The organism is Aurantimonas sp. (genome assembly GCF_964217435.1).
Classification (GTDB): domain Bacteria; phylum Pseudomonadota; class Alphaproteobacteria; order Rhizobiales; family Rhizobiaceae; genus Aurantimonas; species Aurantimonas coralicida.
The window spans coordinates 229,919-246,351 of the sequence record NZ_CAXPJM010000008.1 but is presented as its reverse complement, the minus strand read 5'-3'; the positions used below and the strand labels follow the sequence as shown (position 1 = coordinate 246,351).

Here is a 16,433-nt window from a genome sequence, read left to right as displayed (position 1 = left end):
CGGACAAGCCGGCCCCCACATTGTCGATCAGAAGCGGGACGAGAATCCGAAGGAGAATTCCTGCAGCTCGTCGAAATCTTCCTTGGCCAGCGGATGGGCGTAGTTCACCCGCAGCGGACCGAAGGGCGATGCCCAGATCAGGCCGACGCCCGCAGACGCGCGCAGCGAGGCATCGACGCCGATGACACCCGGATCGTTCTCGTACTCACTGCCCCAGAGCGAACCGGCATCCGCGAAGACCGCACCCCGGAAGCCGAGGTCACGCGAGATACCCGGCAGCGGGAAGGTCGCTTCCGCCGAGGCGTTGGCATAATTGTTGCCGCCGATCGACACGCCGTTCTGGCGCGGGCCGATGCCCTTGTAGTCGAAGCCGCGAACGATGTCCTGGCCCTTGAAGAAGTTGTCGAACACCCGCAGGCCGTCGCCGCCGAAGGAGGTGACGTTACCGCCGCCCGCATTGAGCGAGCCGATCACGTCGTATTCCTCGTTCAGGAGGTGGAAGTAGCTGGCCTTGCCGGTCGTCTTGACGAAGTTCGCATCGCCGCCGACACCGGCGAATTCCTGCCCGGCCTGGATGAAGAAGCCATTGCGCGGATCGTTGGTGTTGTCGAGCGTGTTGTAGGTCAGCGTGTAGGAGACCGACGACGTCAGATACGGGCTTTCGCAGATCGCCTGGTTGATGATCGGCGAGTCCGTATAGGGCGGCGCCACGGCGGCGTTGCCGTTCAGATCGACGATATTGCTGTTCGGGTTCGGCGTCCCGCAGGTGCTCTCGAAGAGATTGCCGCTTCCGTCGACCAGCTGCGCATTGGTGAACTGGTTGTAGGTCGTGCCGTTATCGTCGCCGAACTTTTCCTGCTTGATGTTGTAGGCGATCTGGGCCGTCAGATCCTCGGTGATCGGCGCCGCGATACGGATGTCGCCACCGGTGCGCTCGGAGTCGTAATCGCCCGAGCTGCTCTCGCTGTGATAGACATCGAAGCCGGCGGCCAGACGACGACCGAGGAAATACGGCTCGGTGAAGGACAGGCTGTAGTTCCGGGTGTCGGCACCGAAGCCGGCGGAGACCTTGATGAACTGGCCGCGGCCGAGGAAGTTGCGCTCGGTGACGCCGATCTCGGCGACCGGACCGGAGCTCTCGCCACCGGTCGTGTAGCCACCGCCCAGCGACAATTCACCGGTGGCCTTCTCGACCACGTCGACGATCACGATGACGCGGTCCGGCTCGGCGCCGGGCGCGGTCGAAACCGAGACCTTCTCGAAATATTTCAGGTCCTCGAGGCGCTGCTTGGCGCGCTGCACCAGCACCTGGTTGAACGCGTCGCCCTCGGACACGTCGAACTCGCGGCGAATGACATAGTCGCGGGTCTTGGTGTTGCCGCGGATCTCCAGACGCTCGACATAGGCCCGCGGACCCTGGTCGATGACGTAGTCGATGGCGATCGTGCGGCTGGCGAAGTCGCGGTCGCCGCGCGGGGTGACCTGCGCGAAGGCGAATCCGGCATTGGCGAGGCTGTTGGTCAGGTTGACCAGCGTGTCCTCGACGTCCTTGGCGCTGTAGACCTCGCCCGTCTGGGTCTCGATCTCGCCATAGAGCGACTCGGTGTCGACGCCGGCGACGGTGCTGTCGATCGTGACGTTGCCGAAGCTGTAGCGCTCACCCTCGTCGACGGTGATCGTGATGAAATAGCTGTTCTGGCTCTCGTCGAGCTCAGCCACCGACGACACGATGCGGAAATCCGCATAGCCGCGGTTGTAGTAGAAGCGGCGCAGCGTCTCCTCGTCGGTGCGCAGGCGCTCCGGATCGTAGATGTCATTGCGCTGGATGAAGCTCAGGATGCCGCTCTCGCGCAGCGCGATGACCTGCTTCAGCCGGCTGTCGCCGAAGGCGTTGTTACCGACGAAGCTGATGCTCTCGATCTTGGTGCGGTCGCCTTCCTGGATGTCGTAGATGACATTGACGCGGTTCTCGCCGATCTCCTGCGTGCGCACGGTGACGATGGCGTCGCTGCGGCCGATGCTGGTGTAGGCGGCCTGGATGGCTTCGACGTCGGCCTGCGTGGTCGCGCTCGAATAAGCTGCGCGCGGCTGCGTCTGGACGGCGGCGATGAGCTGCTCGTCCTTCACCTTGGAATTGCCCTGGAAGAGAACCTGGTTGACGATCTGGTTCTCGTCGACCTGCACGATCAGCGTGCCGCCGGACTGGCTGATGCGCACGTCCGAGAAGAGGCCCGTGGAGAACAGGCGACGGACCGCCTGATCCTGATCGGCCTCGGAAACGTTCTGTCCGGCCGAGATCTGCATGAAGCCGCGGATCGTGTCCGCTTCCACCCGGCTGTTGCCGCGAACGTCGATGCGATTGACGACAGCCGCCTCGGCGACCGTGACAGCGGCAAGCTGGGCCCCGAGGGTCGCAGCTGCAAGAACCGTCGAGGAAAGCGCGACAGCGGAGACCGCGCGCATGATATTCGTTCCAGCCCTCATTGGCCCAGCCACCTTTTCATCATTGTATCGAGACGCAGTGGGAGCAATGCGCATCGTTGCCTTGTACCGGCTTTCCGAGTCCGTTCAAGCAAACTGGCCCGAGTCCCTTTAGGAATCGGAAAAGCCGTTGCAACGTTGTCACGGACATCGTCGCTTTGGTTAACAGTTTGCAAGCCCCCAAGTCCCCCGACCCGGCGGGACTCATCAGACGAGTCCCGAAATATCGTTCCAGAAGGCGAATACCATAAGCAGCATCACCAGTGCGAGCCCAATTCGGAAGCCGACTTCCTGCACCTGTTCGCTCAGGGGCCGGCCACGGATCGCCTCGAATGCGTAGAACAGCAGATGTCCGCCGTCCAGCATCGGAATCGGCAGAAGGTTGAGCAACCCGATGGAGACCGACAGCAGCGCCGCCAGATTGAGCAGCGCGCCCAGTCCTATCGTCGAAACCTGACTCGACACTTGCGCGATTCGGATCGGACCGCCGATCTGGTCGGCGTTCTGGCGACCGGTGATCACCTCGCCCATGAAGTCCACGGTCCGTGTCGTGACGAACCAGGTCTGCGAGACGCCGTAGGCGACCGCCTCCACAGGCGACAGGCTCTCCACCCGGAAGGACGAGCCGTCATTGTTGGCCACCAGTCCGACGACCGGCACCTTGAACTCGTTGCCGAACCCGTCCGTCTGGACCTCGCTGCGCGGTGTCACCGTCAGCTCGACCGGCGAGCCGTTGCGCTCCACCGTCATGCGGATCGGCGTGTCGGCCCGCGAGGACACATAACGCTGCAGGTCGGAGAAATAGCGAATCGTCTCGCCGTCGGCGGACAGCACCTTGTCGCCCGGCTTGAAGCCGGCGGCCGCGGCGGGCGAACCGTCCCTCACCTCGGCCACGACCGGATCGCCGACGACGCGTCCCTCGACATAGGCGACGCCGGCGAAGATCACGATCGCCAGGATGAAGTTGGCGATGGGGCCCGCGGCCACCGTGGCGGCACGGCGCCCGACGCTCTTGGCCGGAAACGCCCCGCTGCGCTCGGCGTCCGACATCGCGTCCACCGCGGCACGGTCCGGTACCGAGGCGGCGTTCTCGTCCCCGAGGAATTTGACATAGCCGCCCAGCGGCACCGCCGCGAGCTTCCAGCGCGTGCCGCGCCGGTCGTTGAAGCCGATCAGTTCGGGGCCGAAGCCGACCGAGAAGACCAGCGCCTTGATGCCGCACCAGCGACCGACGAGGAAATGCCCCAGCTCGTGGAAGAAGACGATGATCGTCAGGACGAACAGGAACGGGACGATGTAGATGAGGCCTCCGCTCCAGATCTGGGCGAGCCCGACAGGCGATTCCATTCCGCACCCTTTCGCGTTCCAACCCGGACCGCCGGTTCCGGACCGGCATCGACATCCGGTCGGGACGATGCCGTATTCAAATGATCAGACAATGCCCGTGGCTGCGCGCTTTCGAGCGGCGCCGCGGGACCCTTTCCATAGCAGTTGACGAACAAGTCGCAATGATGACGGCGCCCGCGCTGCAATCGATGCGCTCAGAGGGCAAATATGCCACGGGCCGGCTCGCCGAATCCGGCGATCGCCACGCCGACCGCCCAGGTCACGGCCATCGCCACGACGAGCGCGTCGATACGGTCCATCAGTCCGCCATGGCCGGGAATGAGACGGCCCGAATCCTTCACGCCGAAACGCCGTTTGATCCAGGATTCGAACAGGTCGCCCGCCTGCCCGACCACCGACAGGATCGCCGCCAGGACGATGATGAAGGCCCCGACCTCGCCGCTGACGAAATGGGCATAGACCGCACCAAGGATCGTTCCGGCCAGGAGGCCCCCGGCCGCGCCCGACAGCGTCTTCTTCGGCGACACCGCCGGCAACAGCTTCGGCCCGCCGAGCGTGCGACCGGTGAAATAGGCGAAGATGTCCGTCGACCACACGACGACGATGATGAAGCCGAGCGTCGCAAGGCCGGCGGGATCGGAGCCGCGCAGCATGCCGGGCGCCAGCGCCGCGGCGCCAGCGTAGAAGAGGCCCCAATGCACCCAGCGCGCGCTGCGCTCGTCGCGGTCCGTCGCGGCGATGAAGATCATCGCCGCACCGACGATCGCGACCGCCAGCAGGCCGAGATCGAAGACCAGCGCGACGACGGCGACGATCAGGGCCCCGCGGGCAAAGTGGTAGATCGGCCGGACGCGCTTGGCGCGGGTCATGCGGGCCCATTCGTCGAAGACGATGATGCCGGTGAGCGCGCACAGCACCCGGAACGGCCAGCCGCCGATGGCGGTCAGGGCGATGACGATGATGCCGAGGATCAGCGCGGAGATGACGCGCGACTTCAGGTCGGACCAGCTGCCGGCGAGAAAGAACCGTCGAAGTTCCAGGCCCATCGGATCAGGAAGCGATTTCGCGCGACAACCCGCCGTAGCGACGATCCCGGCTGAAATAATCGGCGATGGCCTCCTCGAACGCCTTGCGGTCGAAATCGGGCCACAGGCACGGCAGGAAGACGAATTCGGAATAGGCTGCCTGCCAGAGCAGAAAATTCGACAGCCGCAGCTCGCCGCTGGTGCGGATGATCAGGTCGGGATCGGGAATGCCGGCGGTATCGAGATGCTCGTCGAGATACTCGGCGGTCAGCCCCTCGAGCTCGACCTCGCCCGCCGCGTATTTGGCGGCGACGCGGCGCATGGCCCGGGCGACCTCGTCGCGGGCGCCGTAATTGAAGGCGACCACCAGGGTCTGGCGCTGGTTGTCGCGCGTCAGGTTCTCGGCTTCCTCGAGCAGCGCGCGAATGTCCGACGACAGGTTCTCGCGCTCGCCGATCACCCGGACGCGCACGCCCTCCTTGTGCAGTTCGGCGAGGTCGCGGCGGATGAAGTGCTTCAACAGCCCCATCAGCTCCTCGACCTCGGCCTCGGGACGGCGCCAGTTCTCCGAGGAGAAGGCAAACAGGGTCAGATACTGGATGCCGAGCTCGCCCGCCGCGCGGACCGCCTCGCGCACGGCCTCGACGCCCCGACGGTGCCCCATGCTGCGCGGCAGGCCGCGGGCATTCGCCCAGCGACCATTGCCGTCCATGATGATGGCGACGTGTTGGAGATCCCGCACCGTATCAGCCCTTCCCTCGATCATTCCGCCGCGACGACGAGGTCGACGCCCATGGCAGGCTAGACCTGCATGATTTCCGCTTCCTTGACGGCGAGCGCCGAGTCGATCTCGGCGATCGTCTCGTCGGTCATCTTCTGGACGCGGTCCGACTGCTGACGGCTCTCGTCCTGACCGATATCGCCGTCCTTTTCCAGTTTTTTCAAGGTTTCCATGCCGTCGCGCCGCACATGCCGGACCGCGACCTTGGCGCCCTCGGCATACTGGTGCGCCACCTTGACCAGTTCCTTGCGGCGCTGCTCGTTCAGCTCCGGCAGGGGAATGCGCAGCGTCGCGCCGTCGGTGATCGGGTTCAGGCCGAGATTGCTCTCGCGGATCGCGCGCTCGACCTTGCCCACCATCTGTTTGTCCCAGACGGTGACGGTGACCATGCGCGGTTCCGGCACCGAGACGTTGGCCACCTGGTTGAGCGGCATCTTCGAGCCGTAGGCGTCGACATAGATCGGATCGAGCAGGCTCGGCGAGGCGCGGCCGGTGCGAAGGCCCGTCAGGTCGCCCTTCAGGCTGGCGATGGCGCCATCCATGCGGCGCTTCAGTTCGTTCAGATCCATGTCGGCCATGATGTCCTCTTTTCGGCTCTCGACTGCGCGGACGCAGTTATTCGGTAACGATCGTCGCCCGGCCGCCGCCGGACAGGATCTTGGCGAACTCGCCCTTCTCGTGGATCGAGAAGACGACGATCGGGATGTCGTTCTCGCGCGACAGCGCGACGGCTGCCACGTCCATCACGGCCAGGCCCTTCTGCAGGACCTCGTCATGGGTCAGCGTGTCGTAGCGCACCGCGTCGGGATGCTTCTTGGGATCGGCGGAATAGATGCCGTCGACCTGGGTGCCCTTGAACAGGGCCGCCGCCCCCATCTCGGCAGCGCGCAACGCGCCGGCGGAATCGGTGGTGAAGAACGGATTGCCGGTGCCGCCGGCGAAGATGACCACCCGGCCCGCGGCCTGGTGCGCCAGCGCGCTGCGCTGGGAGAAGCTCTCGCAGATCTCGGGCATCGCGATCGCCGACAGGACGATGGTGTCGACGCCCAGCTTGATCAGCGAGGTCCGCAGGGCCAGCGCGTTGATGACGGTGCCGAGCATGCCCATGTGGTCGCCGGTGACGCGGTCGCCGCCCTTGGAGGCCACCGCCACGCCGCGGAAGATGTTGCCGCCGCCGACGACGACGGAGACCTGGACGCCCAGCCGATGCGCCTCGGCGATGTCGGAGGCGATCCGATCGGCCACCGCGACGTCGATCCCGAAGCCCTGCGACCCCATCAAAGCTTCACCGGACACCTTCAGAAGCACCCGCGGGTATCGTATCTCGGAGGCCATTGCTCACCTTGCCTGCGTCCGGTGGCCCGCCCGTCAAGGCAGCGGCGACGGCAACGAAGCCGTGCTGCCGGGAGGGCATCTGCGGACGACGCCGCGCCGGACCGGCGGGCGCATGTGGAAATCCGGCGGCAGGTCGTTCTCGCAAACGCCTGCCACGCTTGGGGGATGCGATACAATAAGGGCGCCCGCTTGTGAAGCGGACGCCCTCGATCGGTCGGTCGTGTCGCCGCCGGACAGGCGTCCGGCGCGCAGGACTTACTTCTTGCCGGCGGCGGCGGCGACTTCGGCTGCGAAGTCGGTCTCTTCCTTCTCGACGCCTTCGCCGAGGGCGAAGCGCACGAAGCCGGTGATCTTGGCCGGCGCGCCGAAGCTGCCTTCGGCCTCGGCCAGCGCCTTCTCGACGGTCAGGTCGGGATTGATGACGAAGTTCTGCTTCAGAAGGACGACTTCCTCGTAGAACTTGCGCAGGCGGCCTTCGACCATCTTCTCGATGATGTTCTCCGGCTTGCCCGACTGGCGTGCCGAATCGCTGAAGATCGCCTTCTCGCGCTCGACGGTGGCCGCGTCGACTTCCTCGGCGGTCAGGGCCAGCGGGTTGGTCGCGGCGATGTGCATGGCGACCTGACGGCCGAACTGCGCCAGCGCGGCCTTGTCACCGGTCGATTCGATCGCGACGAGCACGCCCAGCTTGCCGAGGCCGTCCACGACCTGGTTGTGGATGTAGGACGCCACGACGCCGTCATTGACGCTGAGCATGGCCGAACGGCGCAGGGTCAGGTTCTCGCCGATGGTGCCGATCGTGTCCTTGATCGTGTCGTTGACGCTCTTGGTGCCGCCCGGATAGGCAGCCCCGCCGACCGCCTCGACGCTGCCGTCGGTGGTCAGAGCGACCGACGCGACGTCGCGCACGAGACCCTGGAAAGCTTCGTTGCGGGCAACGAAGTCGGTCTCGGAATTGACCTCGACGACGACGGCCTTGGTGCCCTCGGACGCCGAACCGACGAGACCCTCGGCGGCGGTGCGGCCGGACTTCTTGTCGGCCTTGGCAATGCCCTTGGCGCGCAGCCAGTCGACCGCCTCTTCCATGTTGCCGTCGGTCTCGGACAGCGCGGTCTTGCAGTCCATCATGCCTGCGCCGGTCTTGTCGCGCAGTTCCTTCACCATCGAAGCGGTAATTGCCATTTTTGCCTCTTCAGAAATGATTGGGCGCACCGGCTCGGATGGAACGGGTGCGCCAGAATTGTGACGCCGTGATTACGGCGCCGGAGACGGGCGCGGGCGGCGGTCGGACACCAGCCCGACCGCGCCGTTCGCCGCCTCGCCTCAGGCGGCGGGCGTTGCGTTCTCGGCCGGAGCCTCGGCAGCCGGAGTTTCCGCGGCCGGAGCCTCGGCTTCGGCAGCCGGTGCTTCCTCGGCGACCCGCTCGGCCTCGACGGCCTCTTCCACCGGCGCTTCTTCCATCGCACCGACATCCATGCCGGAATCGCCCTGCTGGCGCGCGATGCCGTCGACGGCGGCGCGGGCGATCAGGTCGCAATACAGGGTGATGGCACGGGCCGCGTCGTCATTGCCCGGGATCGGGTAGTCGATCGGTGCGGGATCGCAGTTCGAATCGACGACGGCGACGATCGGGATGTGCAGGCGCTTGGCTTCCTCGATCGCGATCGACTCCTTGTTGGTGTCGATGATGAAGATCATGTCCGGCACGCCGCCCATGTCCTTGATGCCGCCGAGGGCGCGGTCGAGCTTGTCGCGCTCGCGCTGCAGCGTCAGGCGCTCCTTCTTGGTGAAGCCCTGGGCTTCGCCGGCCAGCATCTCGTCGAGCTTGCGCAGGCGCTGGATCGAGTTGGAGATGGTCTTCCAGTTGGTCAGCATGCCGCCGAGCCAGCGGGCGTTGACGTAGTACTGGGCCGAACGGTTCGCCGCATCGGCGACGATGTCGGATGCCTGGCGCTTGGTGCCGACGAAGAGCACGCGGCCGCCACGGGCCACGGTGTCGGAGACCGCCTGCAGCGCACGATGCAGCAGCGGCACGGTCTGGCCGAGGTCGAGGATGTGAATATTGTTGCGCGCCCCGAAGATGTAGGACGACATTTTCGGGTTCCAGCGATGCGTCTGGTGACCGAAATGCACGCCTGCCTCGAGCAGCTGGCGCATGGAATAGTCTGGCAATGCCATGGTTTTTTCCTTTACCGGTTGAGCCTCCACGGAAAAGAAGCGGCCGAATGCCGCCACCGGTGGATCGCGGCGTCGGGACATGCCCGAACGTCGAAACCCGAGTTCCGTGTGTGGAATGGAAGCGCCGATACACCAAAAGCCCACGCGAGGCAACATGGCGACGGCGTTCAGGGTCGATATGGGGATCGTGGGCGCTCGGTGCCAGCCCCGTCAGGGACAGGTTGGCACGTCGAGAAGATCGAGGCTCGCAAGGCCGCCGGCCAGGCGGTAGCCGTCGAAGCTCAGCACAAGATCGTCCGAGATACCGTTCTCGTAGAGCGTATAGGCCGTCTCGAAGACCGGCATGCCGTCGGCATCGCTGTCGCTGTCATAGAAGGATTCGCTGATCCGCCAGGAGCGCAGACCCGACAGCTGGCTGGCCGGGGACACATCGGCCGCCATCGGGGCTTCGGCTTCGCCGCGGTCGTCATCCTCCTCGCGCATGTCGCCCTCGGCGGTCTTTGATCGCGTGTCCACTGCCGGTGGCGTTTCATCCGCGAGCGAAGCGCCGTCCTCCGCATCCCTGGGCTCTGCCGGGCTGTCCGGCGCTGGCCCGATAATCGCAGTCGTGGACAGGCCCTTTTCCGGTGTCGGGTCGCCATCATAGAGCGGCGACTGGACGATCCGCTCGCCGGCCTCCGCCTTCTCGATCAATGCCAGCGTATGCTGCATCGGAAAGGCCGCCAGCGGCACGCTCACCGAGCGGCTCTCCGGCTCGACAAAGGCGACATGCGTCTCCTCGCCCGTATTGACGGCGGTGCCCCGCACGACCTGCTGCTCTGTGCCGTCGACCAGCGTCCGCGTTTTGAAGGCGAGCGTTCCGTCCGCGAGGTTTTCCAGCGTCTGGGTCTGCTGGTCGGTGACCACCAGTTCCTGCTCCTGCTGGAACCGGGCCACGAAGCGGTAGTCGATGTCGTAGCTGTCGCAATCCGGCCGCGTGATCTCGACGGCGATCCGCGCCTGGGCGTCCACCAGATCACCACTGCCGTCCATCGCCAGTTCGTAGGAGGCGCGGTGCGGCGCGATCGTCGCGGCGGCCGCAAGAGCCGGTCCGGCGACAAGGCCGATCGCGAGAGGGGCTACGAGGCTGGCGCGCATGGCGGGACGATCTTTCACTGGGTCTGCGGATGGGCTACGCCTCTGCGGAACGGCGCGTCCGGAACGGGCTTGCGGCCATCTGGCCGGCACAGCCCCTCCCCGGCGCTCCTATCCGTCGAGCTAAAGGAAGACAACAACATGGCCGATACCATCGCAAGCCGCCTCGAAGCCGCCGGCGTCACCCTTCCCGAAGCGGCGGCGCCCGCCGCCAACTACGTGCCGAGCGTCATCTATGGCGGCCTGCTGCAGACCTCGGGCCAGTTGCCGCTCGACGGCGGCAAGCTGGCCGTGTCCGGCAAGCTCGGCGCCGGCGTCTCGCTCGAAGACGGCCAGAAGGCTGCGCGGCTGTGCGCCATCAACATCCTCGCCCAGGCGAAATCCGCCGTCTCCGGCGACTGGAGCCGCCTCGGCCGCCTTCTGAAGCTCACCGTCTTCGTCGCCAGCGACGCCGGCTTCACCGAACAGCACAAGGTCGCCAACGGCGCGTCGGACTTCCTGGTCGAGATCCTCGGCGAGAACGGCCGCCATTCCCGTTCGGCCGTCGGCGTGCCGGCCCTGCCGATGGATGCCGCCGTCGAGATCGAAGCCCTGTTCGAGGTCGCCTGACATGGCGGCCTTCGATGGCGCGCTCGGCTGGCTGACCGCGAACCCGATCGCCCATCGCGGGCTCCATGACGGCAACAAGACGGTGGCGGAGAATTCGATTCCCGCCGCCGAAGCGGCCATCGCCGCCGGCTACGCGATCGAATGCGACGTGCAGCTTTCGGCCGACGGCACGCCCTTCATCTTTCACGATCACACGCTGCAACGGCTGACCGGCCGCGAGGCCGACTTTCGCGGGCTGGGCGATGAAGCGATCGCCGCCCTGCGGCTCGCCGGCACTGATGCCGTCATCCCGACCGTCGCGGACTTTCTTGCAACGGTCGCCGGCCGCGTGCCGGTGGTCATGGAACTGAAGGGCATCGCGCCGGACGTCGATGCCGACTATTTCGCCCGTCTGCAGCCGGTTCTGGAATCCTACCGCGGCGAACTGGCCCTGATGTCGTTCGATCCCTGGCTCATCGACCAGATGCTGGCAGCCCGCCCCGGCCGTCCCATCGGGCTGACCGCCACGGGACACACGCCGGACGCCTTCGCCGCCCATCGGCAGGTGTTCGAACGCGGCTGCGATTTCTCGTCCTATGACATCCACCACGTGCCGAACCCGTTCACCGAATGGGTCCGCGGCAAGGGTGCGCCGCTGATCTCCTGGACCGTGCGCACCGAGGCGCAGATCCGCATCAGCCGGGACCATTGCGATCAGATGACCTTCGAAGGCATTGCGCCGCAGCAATGACGCCTTGCGCTGCCGGGGGACCGGCATAAATTCATCGCATGACACGCGAATCCGCCGCCGCCCCGACCACCAGCGAAGAGAGCTTCACGATCCGGGTGGTCGATCGGCTCAGCGCGATCGACGCCGCGCGCTGGGACGCGCTGGCCGTGGAGCCTGCGCCAACGTCGCCCGCCTCCACCGCGACTCCATCGGGCGTCGCCAACCCCTTCGTATCGCACGCCTTTCTCTCCGCGCTGGAGGATAGCGGCTGCGTCGGCGAAGCGACGGGCTGGCTGCCCCAGCATCTGGTTCTGGAAGATCCGCAAGGGGTGCCGATCGCAGCCGCCCCGGCATATTTGAAGGGCCACAGCCAGGGCGAATATGTCTTCGACCAGGGCTGGGCGGACGCCTTCGAGCGTGCCGGCGGGCGCTATTACCCGAAGCTGCAAATGTCGGTGCCCTTCACCCCGGCCACCGGGCCGCGGCTGCTCGTCGGAACCGCACCCGGCGCGGCGATCCGGCGGCAGGCGCTGGCCGAGGGCGCCAGGACCTATGCGGCCCAGACGGGCGTCTCCTCGGTCCACGCCACCTTCCTCAAGCCCGCGGACCGCGATGTCCTGACCGAGGCCGGCTGGCTGCACCGCACCGACCAGCAGTTCCATTTCCGCAATCGCGGCTATGCGACCTACGAAGAGTTTCTGGAGACGCTGGCATCGCGCAAGCGCAAGGCATTGCGCAAGGAGCGCCGCGAGGCGCTGGCCAACGACATCTCCATTTCATGGCTGACCGGCAGCGACCTCACCCAGGCGGCCTGGGACGCCTTCTACGATTTCTACATGGACACCGGCAGCCGCAAATGGGGCCGGCCCTATCTCAACCGCGCGTTCTTCAGCCTGATCGGCGAGCGCATGGCCGACCAGACGCTGCTCGTCATGGCCTCGCGAAACGGTCGCTACATCGCCGGGGCACTGAACTTCATCGGCGCCGACACGATTTACGGCCGCAACTGGGGCTGTATCGAGGACCATCCCTTCCTGCATTTCGAGGTCTGCTACCACCAGGCCATCGACTTCGCGATCACGCGCGGCCTCGGCGTCGTCGAGGCAGGCGCGCAGGGACAGCACAAGCTAGCGCGCGGCTATGAGCCGGTAACCACCCATTCGGCTCACTGGATCGCCCATCCCGGTCTGCGCCGTGCGGTCGACGACTATCTCGACGCCGAGCGCGCCGAAATCGCCCATGTAAGCGACGTCCTGTCCGAGCATACACCCTACAAGAAGGGTGGCTGACGGCGGGCTCAGCCGTCGACAATCTCGGCAATCTGCCTATCGTCCGGTCTGATTCTGATTGTGAAGGACCGGACACCATGAGCGGCTACGACGACGGCAACATCTTCGCCAAGATCCTGCGCGGCGAGATCCCGAGCCAGAAACTCTACGAAGACGACACGGCGCTGGCGATCATGGACGTGATGCCGGAATCGAAGGGCCATTGCCTCGTCATTCCGAAGGCGCCGTCGCGCAACATCCTCGATGCGGCGGATGAGACGCTCGGCAAGGTCATGCCGGTGGTCGCCAAGCTCGCGCGTGCCGTGAAGAAAGCCTTCGACGCCGATGGCGTCCGCATTGCGCAGTTCAACGAGACCGCCGGCGGGCAGACGGTGTTTCACCTGCATTTCCACGTGCTGCCGGTCTATGCCGGCGTGCCGCTGAAGAAGCATTCCGACGGCATGGCCGATCCGGACATGCTGGCCGAGCACGCGGCCCTGATCCGCGCCGCCCTCGACTGAGTTCGGCCGTGGGGCCCTGGCCCCGCAGCACGATCCGCCACAACGAAAAAGGGCCGCCCCGAGGGCGGCCCTTTCTGTTTCGATCAGCGCGACTTGCGCGGGACCTTGGGAACGGTCCCTGCCCGCTTGGCGGCGGCAGATCCCGTGGAGCCCGGTTCGGGCGCATCGCCCGCCGGCTCGTCGTCCTCGATGTCCGAGCCGTCCGGCGCCACCTTGGCGCGCTTCTTCGCTGCGGGCTTCTTGGGCTTCGGCGGCAATTCGTCGGCAATGGCTTCCAGATTCAGCGCTTTGGCGCCGTCCTCGCCATCGACGACGGACACCTTCACCGTGCCGCCGTTCTTCAGCTTGCCGAAGAGCACCTCGTCGGCCAGCGGCTTCTTGATGTGCTCCTGGATCACCCGGCCCAGCGGCCGCGCGCCCATCGCCTCGTCGTAGCCCTTGTCGGCGAGCCACGTGATCGCGTCCTCCGACAGTTCGAAGGTCACGCCGCGTTCGGACAGCTGCGCCTCGAGCTGCATGACGAACTTCTGCACCACCTGGTGGATGACCGGCGTCGGCAGCGGGCCGAACGGGATCGTCGCATCGAGACGGTTGCGGAATTCCGGCGTGAACAGGCGGTTGATCGCCTCCTCGTCGGCCCCGGTGCGCTTGGAATGCCCGAAACCGATCGTCGCCTTGGCCATCTCCGACGCACCGGCATTGGTCGTCATGATCAGGATGACATTCCGGAAATCGATCTGCTTGCCGTTGTGATCGGTCAGCTTGCCGTGGTCCATCACCTGCAGGAGGATGTTGAACAGGTCCGGATGCGCCTTCTCGACCTCGTCCAGCAGCAGCACGCAATGCGGATGCTGGTCGACGCCATCGGTGAGCAGGCCGCCCTGGTCGAAGCCGACATAGCCCGGAGGAGCGCCGATCAGCCGCGAGACGGTGTGCCGCTCCATGTATTCCGACATGTCGAAGCGCAAAAGCTCGACCCCGAGCGCCGCCGCGAGCTGGCGGGCCACCTCGGTCTTGCCGACGCCGGTCGGGCCGGAGAACAGGTACGAGCCGATCGGCTTGTCCGGTTCGCGCAGGCCGGCACGGGCCAGCTTGATCGCCGAGGCAAGGCTGCCGATGGCGGCATCCTGGCCGTAGACGACGCGCTTGAGCTGGGCGTCGAGATGCTCCAGCACCTCGGCATCGTCCTTGGACACGGCCTTGGGCGGGATCCGCGCCATGGTGGCGACGGTCGCCTCGATCTCCTTGACGCCAATCTGCTTCTTCCGCTTGCCGGCCGCCAGCAGCATCTGCGACGCGCCGGTCTCGTCGATCACGTCGATCGCCTTGTCCGGCAGCTTGCGGTCGTTGATGAAGCGGGCCGACAACTCGACCGCCGACTTGATCGCCTCGTTGGTGTATTTGACCCGGTGGAAATCCTCGAAATAGGGCTTCAGGCCCTTCAGGATCGACACGGCGTCGTCGATGGACGGCTCCTTGACGTCGATCTTCTGGAACCGGCGCACCAGCGCCCGGTCCTTCTCGAAGAACTGCCGGTACTCCTTGTAGGTGGTCGAGCCGATGCAGCGGATCGCGCCGGAAGACAACGCCGGCTTCAACAGGTTCGACGCGTCCATCGCGCCGCCCGAGGTGGCGCCCGCGCCGATCACCGTGTGGATCTCGTCGATGAACAGGACCGCGCCCGGATACTCCTCGAGCTCCTTCATCACCTGCTTCAGCCGCTCTTCGAAATCGCCGCGATAGCGGGTGCCAGCGAGCAGCGTGCCCATGTCGAGTGCGAAGATCGTGGCGTCGGCCAAGACGTCCGGCACGTCGCCTTCGACGACGCGCTTGGCGAGCCCTTCCGCGATCGCGGTCTTGCCGACGCCCGGATCACCCACATAGAGCGGGTTGTTCTTGGACCGGCGGCACAGCACCTGGATCGTGCGGTTGATCTCCTCGGCCCGCCCGATCAGCGGATCGATCTTCCCGTTGCGCGCCTTCTCGTTGAGATTGCTGCAATAGGCCGTGAGCGCATCAGGGGCGTTCTTGCGCTTGCCCTCGTCATCCTGTCCCACTGTCGACTGCTCATCCTCGGCGCCGCGCAGCGGTCTGGTCTCGGAGGCGCCGGGGCGCTTGGAGATTCCGTGCGATATGAAGTTCACCGCATCGTAGCGCGTCATCTCCTGCTCCTGCAGGAAATAAGCGGCATGGCTCTCGCGCTCGGCGAAGATCGCCACGAGCACGTTGGCCCCGGTCACCTCTTCGCGGCCGGACGACTGGACATGGATCACCGCGCGCTGGATCACCCGATGGAATCCGGCCGTCGGCTTGGAATCCTCGTCATGTCCCGTGACGAGGTTGGAGAGTTCGCTGTCGATGTAGGTCGTCAGATTGCGGCGCAGGATGTCGAGGTCGACACTGCATCCCTGCATCACCGCCGCCGCGTCCTTGTCGTCGAGAAGCGCCAGCAGCAGATGCTCCAGCGTCGCAAATTCCTGTTGCCGGTCGTTTGCGAGCGTCAGGGCCGAGTGCAGCGACTTCTCAAGGCTTTGCGAAAATGTCGGCAAGCTTCACCTCAGTTCTTTTCCATCACGCATTGCAGCGGATGCTGGTGCTGGCGGGCGAAGTCCATGACCTGGGTCACCTTGGTCTCGGCGACCTCGTAGGTGAACACTCCGCATTCGCCAACGCCGTGATTGTGCACATGCAACATGATTCTGGTGGCTGCCTCGCGGTCCTTCTGGAAGAACCGCTCGAGGACGTGGATGACGAACTCCATCGGAGTGTAATCGTCGTTCAGAAGGAGCACTCTGTAAAGGCTCGGCTTCTGGGTTTTGGGTTTCGTTCGCGTGATGACCTCGGTCCCGCGATCGGGGACCTGATCGTCGTCCTTCCCGGCCTGGGACCGCACGGCAGGAGCGCCGTTGCCGGGAAACGCGTGCATGCTCAATTCAACCACCTTCGTCATCGCTCTGTATGTATGTGCCGTGGCACGGATTTTAAGACGCAACGCCGGCATGGCAAAGCATCATCGTGCGGCGTCTCGTCCCTGCCCGCCCCAAG

The 16,433-nt window shown here is 65.7% G+C and carries 15 protein-coding genes; 4 read left to right on the top strand and 11 right to left on the bottom strand.

Going from position 1 to position 16,433, the window contains the following annotated elements:
• Positions 1–27: 27 nt before the first annotated feature.
• The 9 genes from bamA to ACEQX1_RS04385 form a co-directional block, all read right to left on the bottom strand.
• Positions 28–2,484 (bottom strand): outer membrane protein assembly factor BamA, encoded by a 2,457-nt coding sequence (bamA, locus tag ACEQX1_RS04425; protein WP_370196538.1) that lies wholly within the window; start codon positions 2,482–2,484, stop codon positions 28–30.
• A 204-nt stretch (positions 2,485–2,688) separates the two neighbouring features.
• Positions 2,689–3,828 (bottom strand): RIP metalloprotease RseP, encoded by a 1,140-nt coding sequence (gene rseP, locus ACEQX1_RS04420; protein WP_029703115.1) that lies wholly within the window; start codon positions 3,826–3,828, stop codon positions 2,689–2,691.
• A gap of 194 nt (positions 3,829–4,022) precedes the next feature.
• A complete protein-coding gene (locus ACEQX1_RS04415; protein WP_188076815.1) occupies positions 4,023–4,874 on the bottom strand; it encodes a phosphatidate cytidylyltransferase in 852 nt (283 codons plus the stop codon).
• Positions 4,875–4,878: 4 nt separating this feature from the next.
• Positions 4,879–5,619, bottom strand: a complete 741-nt coding sequence (locus tag ACEQX1_RS04410; protein WP_024350601.1) for an isoprenyl transferase — start codon at positions 5,617–5,619, stop codon at positions 4,879–4,881.
• 35 nt (positions 5,620–5,654) lie between these two features.
• Positions 5,655–6,212: a ribosome recycling factor gene (gene frr, locus ACEQX1_RS04405; RefSeq protein ID WP_029703112.1), complete on the bottom strand. Its 558-nt coding sequence runs from the start codon at positions 6,210–6,212 to the stop codon at positions 5,655–5,657.
• 37 nt (positions 6,213–6,249) lie between these two features.
• A complete protein-coding gene (pyrH, locus tag ACEQX1_RS04400; RefSeq protein WP_024350599.1) occupies positions 6,250–6,969 on the bottom strand; it encodes a UMP kinase in 720 nt (239 codons plus the stop codon).
• Between the two features lie 255 nt (positions 6,970–7,224).
• Positions 7,225–8,151: a translation elongation factor Ts gene (gene tsf / locus ACEQX1_RS04395; RefSeq protein ID WP_228240499.1), complete on the bottom strand. Its 927-nt coding sequence runs from the start codon at positions 8,149–8,151 to the stop codon at positions 7,225–7,227.
• Between the two features lie 141 nt (positions 8,152–8,292).
• Positions 8,293–9,147 (bottom strand): 30S ribosomal protein S2, encoded by an 855-nt coding sequence (gene rpsB / locus ACEQX1_RS04390; RefSeq protein ID WP_370192326.1) that lies wholly within the window; start codon positions 9,145–9,147, stop codon positions 8,293–8,295.
• A gap of 210 nt (positions 9,148–9,357) precedes the next feature.
• The gene (locus ACEQX1_RS04385) at positions 9,358–10,284 is read right to left on the bottom strand and encodes an EipB family protein (RefSeq protein WP_370192327.1); all 927 of its coding nucleotides are present in this window, start codon (positions 10,282–10,284) and stop codon (positions 9,358–9,360) included.
• A gap of 138 nt (positions 10,285–10,422) precedes the next feature.
• On the opposite strand from ACEQX1_RS04385, the gene ACEQX1_RS04380 reads away from it, so the two are divergent.
• The 4 genes from ACEQX1_RS04380 (at position 10,423) to ACEQX1_RS04365 (ending at position 13,388) form a co-directional block, all read left to right on the top strand.
• A complete protein-coding gene (locus tag ACEQX1_RS04380; protein WP_024350595.1) occupies positions 10,423–10,890 on the top strand; it encodes a RidA family protein in 468 nt (155 codons plus the stop codon).
• 1 nt (position 10,891) lies between these two features.
• Positions 10,892–11,620 carry a glycerophosphodiester phosphodiesterase family protein gene (locus ACEQX1_RS04375; RefSeq protein WP_370192329.1) on the top strand — a complete coding sequence of 243 codons (729 nt, stop codon included), beginning with the start codon at positions 10,892–10,894 and terminating at the stop codon, positions 11,618–11,620.
• A 38-nt stretch (positions 11,621–11,658) separates the two neighbouring features.
• Positions 11,659–12,888 (top strand): GNAT family N-acetyltransferase, encoded by a 1,230-nt coding sequence (locus ACEQX1_RS04370; protein ID WP_370196537.1) that lies wholly within the window; start codon positions 11,659–11,661, stop codon positions 12,886–12,888.
• Between the two features lie 77 nt (positions 12,889–12,965).
• Positions 12,966–13,388, top strand: coding sequence for an HIT family protein (locus ACEQX1_RS04365; RefSeq protein ID WP_370192332.1), 423 nt, complete (start codon positions 12,966–12,968; stop codon positions 13,386–13,388).
• Between the two features lie 83 nt (positions 13,389–13,471).
• Here ACEQX1_RS04365 and clpA read toward each other — a convergent pair whose 3' ends face one another.
• Complete coding sequence (gene clpA, locus ACEQX1_RS04360) at positions 13,472–15,937, bottom strand: ATP-dependent Clp protease ATP-binding subunit ClpA (RefSeq protein ID WP_370196536.1); 2,466 nt, start codon at positions 15,935–15,937, stop codon at positions 13,472–13,474.
• 8 nt (positions 15,938–15,945) lie between these two features.
• Positions 15,946–16,314, bottom strand: coding sequence for an ATP-dependent Clp protease adapter ClpS (gene clpS / locus ACEQX1_RS04355; protein ID WP_009209473.1), 369 nt, complete (start codon positions 16,312–16,314; stop codon positions 15,946–15,948).
• Positions 16,315–16,433: the final 119 nt, after the last annotated feature.

Excerpts from the sequence above, each read along its gene's own strand:
- bamA (WP_370196538.1), bottom strand. The coding sequence starts at position 2,484 with ATGAGGGCTGGAACGAATATCATGCGCGCGGTCTCCGCTGTCGCGCTT.
- rseP (WP_029703115.1), bottom strand. The coding sequence starts at position 3,828 with ATGGAATCGCCTGTCGGGCTCGCCCAGATCTGGAGCGGAGGCCTCATC.
- ACEQX1_RS04415 (WP_188076815.1), bottom strand. The coding sequence starts at position 4,874 with ATGGGCCTGGAACTTCGACGGTTCTTTCTCGCCGGCAGCTGGTCCGAC.
- ACEQX1_RS04410 (WP_024350601.1), bottom strand. The coding sequence starts at position 5,619 with ATGATCGAGGGAAGGGCTGATACGGTGCGGGATCTCCAACACGTCGCC.
- frr (WP_029703112.1), bottom strand. The coding sequence starts at position 6,212 with ATGGCCGACATGGATCTGAACGAACTGAAGCGCCGCATGGATGGCGCC.
- pyrH (WP_024350599.1), bottom strand. The coding sequence starts at position 6,969 with ATGGCCTCCGAGATACGATACCCGCGGGTGCTTCTGAAGGTGTCCGGT.
- tsf (WP_228240499.1), bottom strand. The coding sequence starts at position 8,151 with ATGGCAATTACCGCTTCGATGGTGAAGGAACTGCGCGACAAGACCGGC.
- rpsB (WP_370192326.1), bottom strand. The coding sequence starts at position 9,147 with ATGGCATTGCCAGACTATTCCATGCGCCAGCTGCTCGAGGCAGGCGTG.
- ACEQX1_RS04385 (WP_370192327.1), bottom strand. The coding sequence starts at position 10,284 with ATGCGCGCCAGCCTCGTAGCCCCTCTCGCGATCGGCCTTGTCGCCGGA.
- ACEQX1_RS04380 (WP_024350595.1), top strand. The coding sequence starts at position 10,423 with ATGGCCGATACCATCGCAAGCCGCCTCGAAGCCGCCGGCGTCACCCTT.
- ACEQX1_RS04375 (WP_370192329.1), top strand. The coding sequence starts at position 10,892 with ATGGCGGCCTTCGATGGCGCGCTCGGCTGGCTGACCGCGAACCCGATC.
- ACEQX1_RS04370 (WP_370196537.1), top strand. The coding sequence starts at position 11,659 with ATGACACGCGAATCCGCCGCCGCCCCGACCACCAGCGAAGAGAGCTTC.
- ACEQX1_RS04365 (WP_370192332.1), top strand. The coding sequence starts at position 12,966 with ATGAGCGGCTACGACGACGGCAACATCTTCGCCAAGATCCTGCGCGGC.
- clpS (WP_009209473.1), bottom strand. The coding sequence starts at position 16,314 with ATGCACGCGTTTCCCGGCAACGGCGCTCCTGCCGTGCGGTCCCAGGCC.